Source organism: Microcoleus sp. bin48.metabat.b7b8b9.023 (assembly GCF_013299185.1).
GTDB lineage: Bacteria > Cyanobacteriota > Cyanobacteriia > Cyanobacteriales > Microcoleaceae > Microcoleus.
This window is the reverse complement of record NZ_JAAFKG010000016.1, coordinates 103,429-117,288: the sequence shown is the minus strand read 5'-3', so window position 1 is coordinate 117,288 and position 13,860 is coordinate 103,429. Positions and strand designations below refer to the sequence as shown.

General features: G+C 43.5%; 14 protein-coding genes and 2 pseudogenes. 10 read left to right on the top strand and 6 right to left on the bottom strand.

Annotation, left to right across the window (positions count from 1 at the left end; all coding sequences use genetic code 11):
* Positions 1-57 precede the first annotated feature (57 nt).
* Positions 58-381 (top strand): DUF1345 domain-containing protein, encoded by a 324-nt coding sequence (locus QZW82_RS12070; RefSeq protein WP_293148367.1) that lies wholly within the window; start codon positions 58-60, stop codon positions 379-381.
* A 233-nt stretch (positions 382-614) separates the two neighbouring features.
* Here QZW82_RS12070 and QZW82_RS12065 read toward each other — a convergent pair whose 3' ends face one another.
* The 3 genes and pseudogenes from QZW82_RS12065 to QZW82_RS12055 form a co-directional block, all read right to left on the bottom strand.
* The gene (locus QZW82_RS12065; protein ID WP_293148365.1) at positions 615-1,139 is read right to left on the bottom strand and encodes a hypothetical protein; all 525 of its coding nucleotides are present in this window, start codon (positions 1,137-1,139) and stop codon (positions 615-617) included.
* An 80-nt stretch (positions 1,140-1,219) separates the two neighbouring features.
* Positions 1,220-2,486: pseudogene (locus QZW82_RS12060) on the bottom strand (IS701 family transposase).
* Between the two features lie 51 nt (positions 2,487-2,537).
* Positions 2,538-4,061, bottom strand: a complete 1,524-nt coding sequence (locus QZW82_RS12055; RefSeq protein ID WP_293148363.1) for a hypothetical protein — start codon at positions 4,059-4,061, stop codon at positions 2,538-2,540.
* Between the two features lie 287 nt (positions 4,062-4,348).
* Between QZW82_RS12055 and QZW82_RS12050 the strand changes: the two genes are divergently transcribed.
* The 7 genes and pseudogenes from QZW82_RS12050 (at position 4,349) to iscB (ending at position 8,352) form a co-directional block, all read left to right on the top strand.
* Entirely contained in the window at positions 4,349-4,486 is a 138-nt protein-coding gene (locus tag QZW82_RS12050) for a hypothetical protein (RefSeq protein WP_293148361.1), read from the top strand.
* 29 nt (positions 4,487-4,515) lie between these two features.
* Complete coding sequence (locus QZW82_RS12045) at positions 4,516-4,776, top strand: sulfiredoxin (protein ID WP_293148359.1); 261 nt, start codon at positions 4,516-4,518, stop codon at positions 4,774-4,776.
* Positions 4,777-4,887: 111 nt separating this feature from the next.
* Positions 4,888-5,436: a DNA starvation/stationary phase protection protein Dps gene (gene dps, locus QZW82_RS12040; RefSeq protein WP_293148357.1), complete on the top strand. Its 549-nt coding sequence runs from the start codon at positions 4,888-4,890 to the stop codon at positions 5,434-5,436.
* Positions 5,437-5,479: 43 nt separating this feature from the next.
* The gene (locus QZW82_RS12035) at positions 5,480-5,611 is read left to right on the top strand and encodes a hypothetical protein (protein WP_293148355.1); all 132 of its coding nucleotides are present in this window, start codon (positions 5,480-5,482) and stop codon (positions 5,609-5,611) included.
* On the top strand, positions 5,601-6,257 hold the full coding sequence (locus QZW82_RS12030; RefSeq protein WP_293148353.1) for a helix-turn-helix domain-containing protein: 657 nt from the start codon (positions 5,601-5,603) through the stop codon (positions 6,255-6,257). The genes QZW82_RS12035 and QZW82_RS12030 overlap by 11 nt, the downstream gene beginning before the upstream one ends.
* A gap of 231 nt (positions 6,258-6,488) precedes the next feature.
* Positions 6,489-6,815, top strand: coding sequence for an STAS domain-containing protein (locus tag QZW82_RS12025; RefSeq protein WP_293148351.1), 327 nt, complete (start codon positions 6,489-6,491; stop codon positions 6,813-6,815).
* Positions 6,816-7,062: 247 nt separating this feature from the next.
* Positions 7,063-8,352: pseudogene (iscB, locus tag QZW82_RS12020) on the top strand (RNA-guided endonuclease IscB).
* Between the two features lie 134 nt (positions 8,353-8,486).
* Here the strand turns inward: iscB and QZW82_RS12015 are convergent.
* The gene (locus tag QZW82_RS12015; protein WP_293148344.1) at positions 8,487-9,623 is read right to left on the bottom strand and encodes a SpoIIE family protein phosphatase; all 1,137 of its coding nucleotides are present in this window, start codon (positions 9,621-9,623) and stop codon (positions 8,487-8,489) included.
* A 291-nt stretch (positions 9,624-9,914) separates the two neighbouring features.
* Between QZW82_RS12015 and QZW82_RS12010 the strand changes: the two genes are divergently transcribed.
* Both QZW82_RS12010 and QZW82_RS12005 read left to right on the top strand, forming a co-directional pair.
* Positions 9,915-10,046: a hypothetical protein gene (locus QZW82_RS12010; protein ID WP_293148342.1), complete on the top strand. Its 132-nt coding sequence runs from the start codon at positions 9,915-9,917 to the stop codon at positions 10,044-10,046.
* Between the two features lie 111 nt (positions 10,047-10,157).
* The gene (locus QZW82_RS12005; protein WP_293148340.1) at positions 10,158-10,667 is read left to right on the top strand and encodes an anti-sigma regulatory factor; all 510 of its coding nucleotides are present in this window, start codon (positions 10,158-10,160) and stop codon (positions 10,665-10,667) included.
* Positions 10,668-10,682: 15 nt separating this feature from the next.
* Here the strand turns inward: QZW82_RS12005 and QZW82_RS12000 are convergent, their stop codons facing one another.
* A complete protein-coding gene (locus QZW82_RS12000; protein ID WP_293148338.1) occupies positions 10,683-11,456 on the bottom strand; it encodes a DUF1350 family protein in 774 nt (257 codons plus the stop codon).
* Between the two features lie 543 nt (positions 11,457-11,999).
* Positions 12,000-13,031: a glycosyltransferase gene (locus QZW82_RS11995; protein ID WP_293148336.1), complete on the bottom strand. Its 1,032-nt coding sequence runs from the start codon at positions 13,029-13,031 to the stop codon at positions 12,000-12,002.
* Between the last annotated feature and the right edge of the window lie 829 nt (positions 13,032-13,860).

Below are 13,860 nucleotides of genomic sequence, written 5' to 3'. Positions count from 1 at the left end.
CTAGAATTTTTGCTCGTTTTTTTAGGAGATGGCTCTGGCTCTGGTTTTGGTTCGTAGGTGGCTAATATTGCACTGAGTTTTTGGATTTTCTCCCATAGCTCTACTATCAAGGCTTCTTTTGCCTCGTTCGATAGTTGTTTTAGGTCGGGGAGTTTTTCCATTCCTTTATCTAATGTCTATCTTGTCTTCTTGTCAAGGGGGTTGAGCAATTACGATTTTTTATATTTCTCCTTTGGGATTGGGATGACTTGCCAAGTTGCAGACGTGCAGACCACTTCTCGTTCCATGAGATTTCTCGTGCTTTTTCACAGCGTGCTGTCGTTCTTTTTTAACACCGCTATTTTGGCTATGAGTGTCAATATTATTGCTGGATTGAGTTGAGATGATTCCGTAGCAGATGCGGCCATTTTTTGTGAATTGGCGATCGAGCTTGTTTTAGGGCGCTGCTTATTGCCCGAATTCCAGAGTGAGACGCAAGAAAGTCAGGCTAATCACCAAATTTTGCCTAACTCAATAGAAAATGTTAGTGTTCACGATCAAGTTAGGGCGAGGTTAGAGATAAAAACAAGCTAAAAACAGCTTGGTGTAATACTCTGAGGATACCTATGAAAGCCCTACAGATTCTCGGTAAATCTAAAGTTATCTACTAACTGCTCAAGAAACCTCTCATGACTAAAAGCATACGACTCTTGAACTAGAGATTTGTTCTTCAGTTTAATTGTTTGCTCAATTCTGATCAGAGAATTGAAATAGCACTTATGAAGAGAATCTTCTTGAATATAACCCAATAAATCTTCTGCCTTTAATTGGTCTTCCTTCCATAGTTTAAATTTGATAATGCTCTTCTTACCTGCATCTTGGTCATAAATATCATATGAATTAAGTAGAATTTCTCCTTTAGAGATGATGTAACAAAGCTCCCGGATTGGTCTGACGCTATGCCCTTGTTCACGTAAACCTGAAAACATTCGATTTCCCATGACAATACATGAACATAATTGTGATGGCAAATGATTGTGTGTTTTAATCTTTGTTGCTAAATACTTTCTGAAAGCTTCTTGCTGCCATAAATTTTGGAAGCGAGTCAATTGAATTGCGGCTTTCTGAATGCAATCATAAGTGGTTCTCAATTCAAACATATTACAAGGATGCAATGAGTTTTTGCATTCAAATATAAATAGGCAATTATCTACAACAGCTAACGGGACTTAAACAAATTTTAAGCCCAAACAAAGCCTAAACTGGCTTTATAAGCGGAGAATACGTCGAAATTTTGGTTCAACCATTTTACGAACCTAAAAGATATGGCTGTCCGAAATGCTTCGAGTGCCTGAGTAAAAGTATTTAAAGGTTTGTTTGCCCATTGGCGTCTTAATCCTCCTGTTAACCTATGCCAGAGAATGAAAGTGTAGGCACAAAATACCAGAATGAAATGTCTTTTCAGGCTGGTTTCATCCCTGACTTGATATTCATTTAATCCCAACCATCCCTTGGCTTCCCGATAGAAAACTTCAACCCAATTTCTTTCTGAATAAGTTTTTACTATCCACTCCTCTGTCGCTATTGACGAGTCAGCATTACTCATCAAATAATCTATTTCAGTGGCGGTATCGAAAGTTTCTGCATTCATGACGATAGCCATTACTTTCTTACCCGTGCATTTTGATAATTCGACGAATTGAATTGCTACCCATACTGTTCTCGGTCGTTCTAAAGACAGTTGAATTTTTGTGAAAGCCTCTACAGGTAAGGATTTAGCTAAATTATCTACTCGAATCTCTTCTGTTTCATCTACTGTTTTTTGAATTATTACTTTGCGATTCTTGGCAAGTCCTCCGATATATTTTAATTTGCGGTTTTCTAATTCTTGTAAAAAACTGGTGTTATTACCATACCCTGAATCCATCAAGACTATTCCTGGTTTATAGCCTCTCGAAGCAGGTCTTGTCGATTAAATTTATGGCTATTTCTGGCTTTTTCTTGAAGTCTGGATCATCTTTTCCGGAGGGTAATGAGTCGGCTTTTTTATACAATTCAATATCTAATGGCAGGCTCTTCTTACCATCATATAGATGACTGGTAACTACTACTACCCCATTATCAGTTTTTCCGATTTGTCCGATGTATTGTCTGCCTACAGCGTCGGTAAAATTACCACTTTTTCGGTGACCTGAATCATCTATTATCAGGCTAAATCCTCGACTAATCTTGGTTTGATTACATTGATTCATTACGTCTAAACGACGTTGATTGAGTTCATTGAATGACCAAGGCGCTGTTGTTAAAAAATGATGTAATTTGTGATAAGTTACTCCCACAGCATTTTCTGCCATCTGCGACAGGTTTTTTCGTTCACTTTCTCCCAATAATCCCCCTAAATAGTTCCTAAACTCTCGTTTTTGGGCAAGATGACCAAAAATATCGTCAAATCTTTGACACCATCTATCGAAGCAGGGGGGCATCGCAGCGGGGGTTGTCTCTTTCATCGGTCATTTTTTAACCTTAGATGCTTGCTCTGTAACCATTATAACCTATTTTTACCGTATTTTATGTTTAAGTCCCGCTAAGACATCTACGTCGCCTTCAATGCCCTTAAAAGAATATTTTAAATTGGTTTCAAATATTGATGATACTGGTTTTAAGCATCTCTCCATCTCCAGAACAATTGGATCTTCAGATGATTTTGAATCAAATCTAAAACCAGTTGATTGAAGAACGTTTCTACAAAGCTCAGAGTTAGTTAAAATTCCCAGAGGTAAAAGTATCCAATCTTCAACATTAATAAATGGGTATGTTTGTAAATCAAATATATTCTTGCTTTCTAATCTCCAAGTAAATAACTCAAAAATTTCTTTTGCCTTTTGTTCTCCCAAAAAACTAGCCAATAAATCTTTGAGTTCATTGGCTTGTAAAACAGGCATAGATCGCCAAAATAACTTAGACTTAAAGAGATTGTTAGAGTCTATATACTCCGTAAGAACGAATAACATAAATGCAAATAACCGTTGTACTTTAATGATGTCGAATAATGATAAGCTTTGGGAAACTGGGATTTCATTTACTTTTTCATAGTCAATAAATAAATTAGTTTCAAGTTGTTTGAGAATCATATCCTCTTCCAAAAAAAGACTGTTAGTGTCCAAAAATTTACTTAAATTTTGAGGGTTAAATTGCATGACAATTCGTTTTAAAGGACTGTCTATAATCTTAAATGTAGAGTCTTTAAACTTTTGATAATACGCCTTTGAAAATTCCAATATAGAGGGGTATCTTTCTGTTATTTCTGATAATTCGGACAAAGAATCAAACGAGTTAGCAATCTCTTGCATTGATTGTCTTATGTAGCCGAGACAACGGCTCATCTCAAACTTTGGGTCAGGTGCTTTTATAATAATTTTTGCATCATTTTGTGTAACTGTATAACCAAAACTATCTACAAGCACTTCAGACTCTTTAAAAAAAATTAATTTGTTAAAATCCTCTAATTTGGTAAGGTAATATTCATCGTTTAAGCGTTTTTCATTGACTTTATTAATATTTGATTTATCTATAACCTTTTTGTCATGGCTATGATAAAGATATAAAGAAAAGGCTGAAGCTAGCTCTTCCTTACATACAGAGTAGCGATTAACGTGGTCTTGTTGAAGACCATCAAGTGGCCAGAACAATGAATCAACTGCTTGAAGATCATAAAGTGGCCAGAACAATGAATCAACTGCAACTAGGTAACTTTTTATCTCAAGATAATCAACCTCTTTAAGTAAAACCTTAAATAAGGTTTGAATATTTCTTGAGATGGAAAGAAGCGATTTTATAGATTCAAAGTAAACTTGGCTATCCTGGCTGATGTTTATTTTCCCAGTTTCATTTATCAAAGAATTAAGTATCTGAGATTGGAAATCATAGTTTGAGCATCGAAGTACACCAAATTTTCGTAGTTGATCTACAAAATCCGCCTCACTTTGTTGTAATCCCGCTCGAAACAAGTCTAAAGCTAGCTTTTGATCTCTGTCTGAGATGGCTTGCTTTAAATTCTGTGCAATTTGCTTTATAATTTTCATTAATTAAATGGTATGGTTAGAGCTACGAAGCTATCATTAATAGTCTTCTAGTGGACTTCAAAAATTGCTGAAAGATTCCTCAAGACCTACCATTACATGGCAATGAAATCCGCTGTCTAAAAAAACGCTAAAACCGCCTTTTCAGCGGTTATTTTTCAGCGGTTATGATGCGGCAGTCGTAACGACTACCCCTAGGCTTTGCCTCATAAAATTATAACTTTAGGGAATTCAAACGTCAATACACGGACAATGAATTGAGCTACCCAGGTGATGGGAAGGAATTTTTAATGCTGATTCTCCCACCCGCATTCGATCGCCCTCCATTCCCCCACACTAAAGCTAACGGTCGATCGCACGCCCCCGTTCTCCCAATCTCAAAATTTCCCGACATTTTGCTTGCCAAGTCGAAGTCATTACGAGTATGATTTAACAAGAAGCAAAAAAGATACCCACCATGAGGATCGAAGCCATACCCCTCAACCAGATTCGCCGCCCCTTGCCCCGAGTCAACGACCAAACTAAAGTAGCCGCCCTCATGGAATCCATCCGCGAGGTAGGTTTAAACGAACCCATCGACGTGCTAGAAGTAGATGGCCAGTATTACGGATTTTCTGGCTGCCACCGGTATGAAGCTTGCCAGCGTCTCGGTTTAGAAACTATCCCGTGCAAAATCCGCCGAGCTCCCCGTGCTGTGTTGCAGATGCACCTAGCCTGACCAATTCACGAGAAGCAAATATTCGATCGCCCAAAACTGTCAAAACTGCCAAAACTGTCAAAACAGTCTCAGAAATTCGATCGACAATCACTACCCACAACCTAAAAACCTATGACAACCAACAACCACAAACAACACCTTTACCCGACGCGCATCGATATGTCAGCCGCCACCCGCTCTCAAATAGTCGCGCTGCTCAACGCCACGCTAGCAACTACTCTGGACTTAAAAACTCAAGTCAAGCAAGCTCACTGGAACGTCAAAGGCATGGATTTCTACCAGTTGCACTTACTGTTTGACGAAATGGCGGGAGAACTGGAAGAATACGTCGATACGGTTGCCGAACGAGTCACTGCTTTGGGCGGTTTAGCTGTCGGAACAGCCCGCACAGCAGCCGCAGATTCGATCCTGCCAGAATTTCCTTTCGACATTCTAGATGGTAAGGAATACGTCACTGCTTTAGCCGATCGCTACGCACCCTACGCCCAACATCTACGAGTTGCGATCGATAAAGCATCAGAACTCGGCGACGCCGATACAGCCGACTTGTACACCGAAATCTCCCGGGCAATTGACAAGCGTTTGTGGTTCCTAGAAGCACATTTGCAAGGTTCTGCGACAACTGCAACAGCCGTCGCCCAGAAAGTTGCCGTCAAATAGCCACTTCTGTTGTGGGGTGGGCATCTTGCCCGCCACAGGCTCCATGCCTGTGCCACTTCTGTTGTGGGCAGTTGCTGCTCACCCGCCCCAAAGATGTATTTCCTTAAGGCTCGTGACAGTTTACGATCGAGAATATGTCCATTTATTGATTTGGATGAATTTTCGTGGCAGCTAATATTCCAGATTATGCTCCTCAACTGCAACGGCTGATGCAACAGGCCGGGATTTCGAGCGATCGAGAACTCAGCCAAAAAGCAGGAGTTCCCGAAATTCAGGTCATCCGCCTGCGTCGCGGCTTAGCTTTGAAAACCCGAGCCGACATCCTGCTCAAAATCAGTCAAGCTTTGCAAATTTCCTTAACTGAACTGCTCGCAACCTTGGCGCCAGACTTTGTAGAGTTAGAAAAAGCACCACCCACAGCCCTAGAAAAGGCACCACCCACAGCCTTAGAACAAGAATATCAGCGCCTCCAAGTTGCGATCGCACAGCAGCGAGAATCTTTGATGCAGGAATTCCAGCTATCGAGCGTGCAAATTTTAGAATCTTGGATGTTGCAGTGGCCGACTGCTGCGAGCAAAGCTCAGGAAAATCATAACTTGCGGGCCCAGAAACTGCTGCCGTTGCTGCGCCCCGTCGAGCAGTTATTGCAGCATTGGGGCATAGAGGCGATCGCCCCTGTCGGAGCAGAGATTCCCTACAACCCGCAACAGCACCAGCTCATCGAAGGAACAGCCCAGGCCGGAGAACCCGTCAAAGTCCGCTACACAGGCTATACACAAGGCGATAAACTCCTCTACCGTGCCAAAGTTAGCTTAGTTTGATGCCATTCTGCATTCAGCAGAACAAAAATTTTCCCCATCTCACAATTCGCTCGCGGTGGTACAGCGCTGCGAGTCCCATCAGCGTTCCCATCCGCAAAGAGCGCCATCTCTTGCACTCAACAATATTCTCCCGTTCTCTGATTTTCCCTTTCTCTTATTTGGATCGGAGTCCATCTCGCAGCTATACTTAGCCTAGTCTGGCTAGCAATTCTGACATTCCCATCGCAAAATATGAGTCCTGTAGTTAAAATTATTCAGCCCTCTGGCATTTTAGACGGCACCAAGGCAAGTCAATTCCGCCAAGAGATTAGCGACCTAGTGGAAGCGGGAGCCGATGTGGTATTGATAGACTTCCAAGATGTGACTTTTATGGATAGTTCTGGTTTGGGCGCTTTAGTATTGGCGCTCAAAACAGTCCGGGCCGCTGGGAGTCAATTAGTCGTCTGTTCTATCAACGAGCAAATCCGCATTTTATTTGAACTCACCAGCATGGATCGAGTTTTCGAGATCTTTCCTACCCGGGATGCTTTTAATAGCAAAATTCTCTCCACTAACTAACTCTTGTCAAGAACTCACCGTCAACCCGTTCCGGGTATGACGGGAGCTTATAAGAAGCTCTAACTTGACCAGACTCAGTTCGGAAGAACTACGTTATTGGGTTCATGAAACCTACAGATACGTGCCAGTTTGTAGCTCTTTCGTACAGCTTTAAACAGGTGTAATGAGTTAAGCCAGTGAGCTGTACCTAACAAGACTTAATAACATTGTCGAGGCAAACTTAACCAGTAATGAGAGGCTCAAAGTAATGCGAGTTTTTGTACTAGATCGAAACCTAAAACCTCTCGACCCCTGCCATCAAGCGCGGGCGAGAGAACTGTTAAACAAAGGGAGGGCTCAAGTATTTAAACGTTGCCCTTTCACCATCGTGCTACCAGACAGAACCCTTGAAGAATCAACAACTCACCCGCACCGCATCAAAATAGACCCCGGCAGCAAAACGACTGGTTTTGCTGTCGTTCAAGAGCCAACAGGGCGCGTTACAAATGCTCTTGAAATAACTCACAGAGGGCAGCAGATTAAAGACTCCATCGAGTCTCGCAGGTCTTTAAGAAGGGGTCGCCGCAACCGCAAAACTCGTTACCGCAAACCTCGTTGCTTAAACCGAACCCGCAAACATGGCTGGCTGCCACCGTCTCTTGAAAGTCGAATTGCTAACATTGAAACCTGGGTGAAGCGCATCAGAAAAATCTGCCCAATTACCGCAATTTCCCAAGAGCTAGTTTGATTTGACCTACAACAAATGCAAAACCCCGAAATTAGTGGGATCGAGTACCAACGGGGTGAGCTATTTGGGTTTGAGGTTAAAGAGTATTTGCTCCAAAAGTGGAACAGGAAATGTGCTTACTGTGGCGTTGAGAATGTCCCATTTGAAATTGAGCATATCCTGGCTCGAAGTAAAGGAGGCTCTAACAGGGTCAGTAACCTTTGTCTTAGCTGTCATTCCTGTAACCAAGCCAAGGGCAACAAATCTATCGAAGAGTTCCTGAAGAAAAAACCATTACTTCTCAAGCGGGTTTTAGCTCAAGCTTCATCACCACTTAAAGATGCGGCTGCTGTTAATACTACTCGTTGGGAACTTTATAGAAGGCTTCAATCTACAGACTTGCCTGTAGAAATAGGTTCTGGTGGTCGGACAAAGTTTAATCGTCAAACCAGAGGGATTGAGAAGCAGCACTGGACAGATGCCACTTGTGTAGGGGATTCTACTCCAGAATAGCTATTAGTTCGGGGAATCAAGCCTCTCAAGGTAACTGCAAAAGGACACGGAACTAGACAGAGATGCCGACCCGATAAATACGGTTTTCCTGCACGTCATGCACCAAAAGCTAAATTTTATATGGGGTTTACCACTGGGGACATTGTTAAAGCCGATATTCCCTCTGGTAAATATGCAGGAAAATACACGGGACGAATTGCTATCAGGTTTAGACCAAGTTTTATGTTGCTGTTGCCTGACAGACGATTTGATGTTCATCCCAAGTATTTGACGACCGTTCACTCTTCTGATGGCTATGAGTACAATTTTTCAACATAATGTTGCTTCGCTTTTATTTCCTAGTAGCAATTCCCCACCCGTTAACCCTACGGGTATAACGGGCGACCCCTTGCCAAATTGAGTTGGCTGCTGCCTTCTTGCCATTTGGTTGCAAATGCGATCCAAGATGTCAGCTAGCCAAAGTTGATCTTCAGCAAAGACCAATCATCATCAAAAACTGCTTTAGCGTTCAACTTTTGAATGTAGTTCAAAACGAGTTCTAACTGGTCGGCAGTTGCACCGTTGTAAGATGCTAGCAAGTCGATGAAAGGGTCTAGCCCCCAGATATTGCCGTCAGGTTGGTGAATCTCGTATACCCCGTCGCTAAAGATGTAGAGAGTGCTTAAATCCTCGACATCGCAGCAATTATCGACATAGGGGGCGTCGGGGAACATCCCAACTGGCATTCCGGGGGTTTTTAATTGCTTGATTTTAGCAGTGCTCGCAGGGGACTGGGAAATCAACACGGCCGGGGGATGGCCGGCGCTGGCGTAAGTTAGCTGGCGAGTAATGCGGTTGTAAACGCCGTACCAGATGGTGAAATATTTGTCATTTTGGTAGCTCATCTGGAAGGTGGTATTGAGGGCCCGCAAAACATCGCTCGGTTTGTAGTAGTCAATGTTGGGCAGTGCACGCGATCGCAGCAAATTCAGCACCGCCACAGAAGGCAGTGCCGCCCGCAAACCGTGACCGGCTACGTCGAGCAAGTAAATCGCCAAATAATCGGCATCCAGCCAGTTGTAGTCGAAGCAATCTCCGCCTAACTGCCGGGACGGAATGAATTTTGCCTCGATGCTGACAGGTTCCGTCATCGGATCGGGTAGCAGCGATTGCACGTACTCCGCTGCTTCGGCTAACTCTGCTTCCAGGCTTTGCTTGGCAATTTTCAAATCTCGGCTGAGTTGGTGCAGCCGCAATCCTGCGCGTACTCTCGCCTGCAATTCGTTGAGTTCGATCGGCTTGGAGATAAAATCGTCGGCACCGGCGTCAAGCCCTTTGACTCGATCGGCGATCGAACCCAAAGAAGTCAACAAAAAGAATTGTGTAGTTGACAGTTCCGGATCTGCCTTAACTCGACGGCAAACATCAATGCCCGTCAAACGCGGCATGATCCAATCGCAAATTATCAGCGCCGGACGCAATTTTTGCGCCTGGGCCACGCCGTCTTCGCCATTGCTTGCTACTGTCACTTCGTAACCCTGTTTTTTCAGGGTTCTTCTCAGCAGTTCTTGAACAGCCGTATCATCGTCAATAACCAGAATTTGAAACATGGCACTCGGGTACTACAAGTCTTTCAAAGGTCTGGGGGTCATTTAAAATGTATCCTGTGAGGGCGATTGTCTGAGATTGAGTATAGTCTAATAACATCGCTTTTCAGGTAAATGCTTTTGCCGGCCAGCCATCGAGTTCAATTTACCTTTAAATTTGATGCAAATTTTGGTTGGGTCGAACTTCACCCAGTTTATACTCAGAACATAAACTTTGATGGACTTTTTTGGGCAGCAGGCGCGAATTGACATCGGGGCGCGACTTCTGGTATCGTAAACAGCTAATTACTCGATTTGACATTTATTTTCTTAGCAGCACAAGCTAGTACGATCGAACTCCCATTCAATTTTGCTTGGTTTTACACGGTCAGCAGCCGATCGAGCAAGTGGAAAATGACGCTGCGGTTGAATAACTGGGATGGGTGATGTTGGCGCTAGCAGTTGCCCGCATTTTGGCAAAAAAAGTTAACAACGTAAAGTACAGGCAGTATAATATTTGCCTCTATTTTAAGGAACGATCATTATTAGTGGCAGAGCGTGATTGAATTAAAAGGTTCCCAAAAGTTGCAAGTCCTAAAGAAAGCGGATCTTCAAGTCAATACTGGCCAGAGTGCTTTAGAGCCAGTTTTGTCCTGGTTTGCAAAATTGTACGAGCAGCGAATTCCTACAAGTGTGTGGATACGCTGTCAGTTGGCTTTGGCTGAGGGCTTTACAAATGCGGTGCGTCACGCCCACGAGGGCAAACGGCCGGATTTGCCGGTGGAGATTAACGTGGTGGTGTCTGCTGAATCTGTAGAGATTCAAATTTGGGATTCGGGCCCTCCCTTTGATTTAGAGCAAAAAATTCAAGATATGTCGAAAACGATCGATCCTGAAGCTTCGGGCGGGCGGGGCCTCAAGTTGATGAAAGACATCGCAGACAGTCTCAGTTATACGAGAACGGCTGAGGGTCGTAACTGTCTGTCGATCGTCAAAAACTATACTCCTATCCCCGAGACGGACGACGAAGATGATATTTTGCAGTTGCCGGACGAACTTTTGGGTTGATCGGCTCATCGGCTTTTAAACGCGCGACAGAGGGTTTAGCCACAGCAGAATTGTCCGTTTTAATTGATTTAATTCTCGATACACTTCTTGTTTTACCCATTGGCCAAGAGCGTCGAAGGGTGTAAAAATTTGACCGACAGGCCAGCTAACATCTTGACCCAAGGGCGTTTGATGGTTGCCGGCCAGTGTCTGAACTGTAATCATGTCGGAAAATCTTTGTTTTAGCAGACCATTTAACAGCAGGGTTTGGTCGATGTTGTCGCTGTTAAATTTGACTAAAAGATTGCGCCGGATTTGATAGCTATCTTGCACGAGGCGGTTGGTGTCTTCCGGGGAAGGGGTAAACTCTACGTTAAAGACGGGGGAAATTTGCTCGACGATCGGGATTGCTTCGGATGCTGCATAATTGTTGAAAGAGATCAGAATATTGCCGGCTCTTTCTATGTCAAACACCGAGCCGATCAGCAAGTGCAGTTTGCATCCCATGCTGTGCCCCATGCCGTAGACAGGCAGATAGGAAGATTTGAGCAATTTCTTGGCGCGCAACCTATCGAGGGCATTTTCAAACTTGTTGAGGACATCCCGGGCGATCGCAATATGATCCAAAGTATTGACAAAAGGCGTTGCTACTACCACATATCCTTGATTCCCCAAAGCCTCTAACAGCCACCGATAGGTGAGTTGCGGTGCTGTCGCTACAAATGCGCCGCCGAGAAAATGTACGATCGCGATCGGTTTTGAGTTTGAGGGAATTAATACCCAGTTGCCAGAAATTTCTTGCCAGTCCATAAATTTAGTCTAGTTCAAAGTAAAAAGGCGATCGTTCTCTGAAGGTATCAGTTCAACAGTTGACAGTTGACAGTTGACAGTTGACCTGGGACAGTTTAAAAGCGACCTCTACCTAAAAGTCAGAGGATTGAAGTAATGAATAGTCTGATTTTAATTTCTCCCTCAAAGCCAGGGGCTTTCAACCAATTCTTTCTGGTAAAAAGGTAGAAAGCATGATTTTTGTTACTTTTTTGCTTTTACTTTTTGCCTAACCAATAGGTTTCCTACCCATTTTTTGATTCAAAAAACTTGGCTTTTTACTTACACCTTATCTATTTTAATTGTTTTGGCAGCAAATAGCACGGCGGACACAGGCTGCTATTTCCGGCTCGCTTGGGTTGAGGCTGGCGGCTGAATATAACACTATAGGCGATGGTTAACGCTTTGTTGCGATCGCGCGACGCCAGAGCGATCGAGCGTATCTATTTTTCAGAGGCTTTTATCTCCAAGACGGTTCAGATCGAACCGTCTTGGATTAAAACCTGCATACAAATACAAGAGCCTTTAGGAAAAACCGCTGACTTCCGACGATCGCTGGGGATTAAATTCTGCTGCATGACGGGTGCTTTCTGTCGTTTGACGGCTCAACTTCTCGTGAGATTTCATCCATTTCCACTTGTTCAGAGTAGCTTGAGGATTGAGGGCTGTCGTAGCGATGCCATAAATCAGAGTCAGTACAATCTCCCGATTCAACCAACTTTGTCCCACCTTTCTCATGTAGTGCAGTGCCAAAACTTCTCGAAATTTGTTGAGCCTTGGCAAAAGGGGCAAATTGTTAAAGCACAACTGTTCGTACTCGTTGAGCGATAACTCTTTTTCTCCCCGCAAGCGCCGCAGTTGGTTTTCCTTGACACATTCAGAAGCTATGCGCTTTTTCAGCCAGTGCTTGTCTGTGAGAGAGTTTCCTCTAATTCGATAATTTCCCAAAGGTGCTGTCGCGGCTAGCAAGCCGTGCTTTTGAGCAATTTTGGTAAATAACTCTGTATCTTCTCCTACCTCCCAATCTTCTGCAAAGCCACCTTCTTTGAGCAAAATGAAGCGATCGACTACCACAGAAGACGGGAAAACCCAAGGACTTTCGCCTGTCTGCTTAATCGCCTGCATTTCTGCTTTAGTTGTAGGATAGGTAGGAACGTAACTCAACTTGTTGCCATGCTTGTCTAAATACCGCAAAGCGTGAGCAACTGCTTTGACTTCGGGATTGTCTGCGAGCATCTTCAAACAAACTTCTAGCTTGTTGGGTTCCCAGGTATCGTCACTGTCTAGAAACGCTACATACTTGCCGGTTGCCCGCTTGATCATTAAATTTCTTGACTTGGAAACCCCATAATTGTGGGGATTTCTATAGAACTTAATTCTCGAATCTTGCTTGGCCAGCCTAGCACCAACTTTGCTAGTATTGTCCGTCGAGCAGTCATCAACAATTAAAATTTCTAGATGCTTGTGGCTGCCATTAACTACGGAGGCAACGGCCTCGGCCAGGGTTTCGGCTGCATTGAATGCAGGAATGATTACACTGACTTTTGGGCTGTTCATAACTTGAATTAGTTGTGGTTTGGTAGTTGTTCGCCGAAGTATAGTCTTCGCCACATATGATCCCTGAAATTAGAATACGAAGCAAGTAAGGATTTTCCGCTGAAACTGAAAATTGCTGGCTGTGAAACGCACTGACTGGGATCTAGTGCGATGAAAGCTCGATCGCATTTGAGCGGTTAAGTTGCAAACCATAATTTCCCGATCGCTTTGATGATTCCAGCTTCAACCCCCTGGTGTGTATGCCAGCAAGGGGAAAAATAGGATGCTGTTTCCGAGCGTTGATCTATCTACATAGAATCAACAGTGCTTTCCGCAAAAGATTATACAGCTTTATTAAGTTTTATTACAGAAAATTAAGCAAATTAACTTCCTATATCAAACTCCTTGCCTTGGGGGAAAGAAGAGAAACAGAGTTGGGTAGGGAATAGTGGGAAAATTTGGGTTTTAGTCGTGTTTTCCGCTACTTACTTGCTTGGGCTCTTGATTAATACAGTTGTACTGCGCTTATTTACCTATAGCCAATATAACAGGCTGGAAGCCTGAGTGGGATCAGCCTAGCGGGGGGAAAACCCTCAATATGGGTATCGCAGCCGATTTGACAGCTAATTTTTTTGGCGAATTCCCCTCTGTTCAATCCTTTGAGGGCTTTTGTCAGGGCGATCGCATTTTAGAGGGCCTATGCAAAGAACCAATTTTTATTATTAACAAATCGACTGGTACATAATCTCTGCACCAGTCGATTTGTCAATAAACAGGCGGGAATTACCTACTATAGAAGTCGAATCTCTAGCTGAGTCCAGTTAACTGTTCACCTACTGCGAGAAAGTGG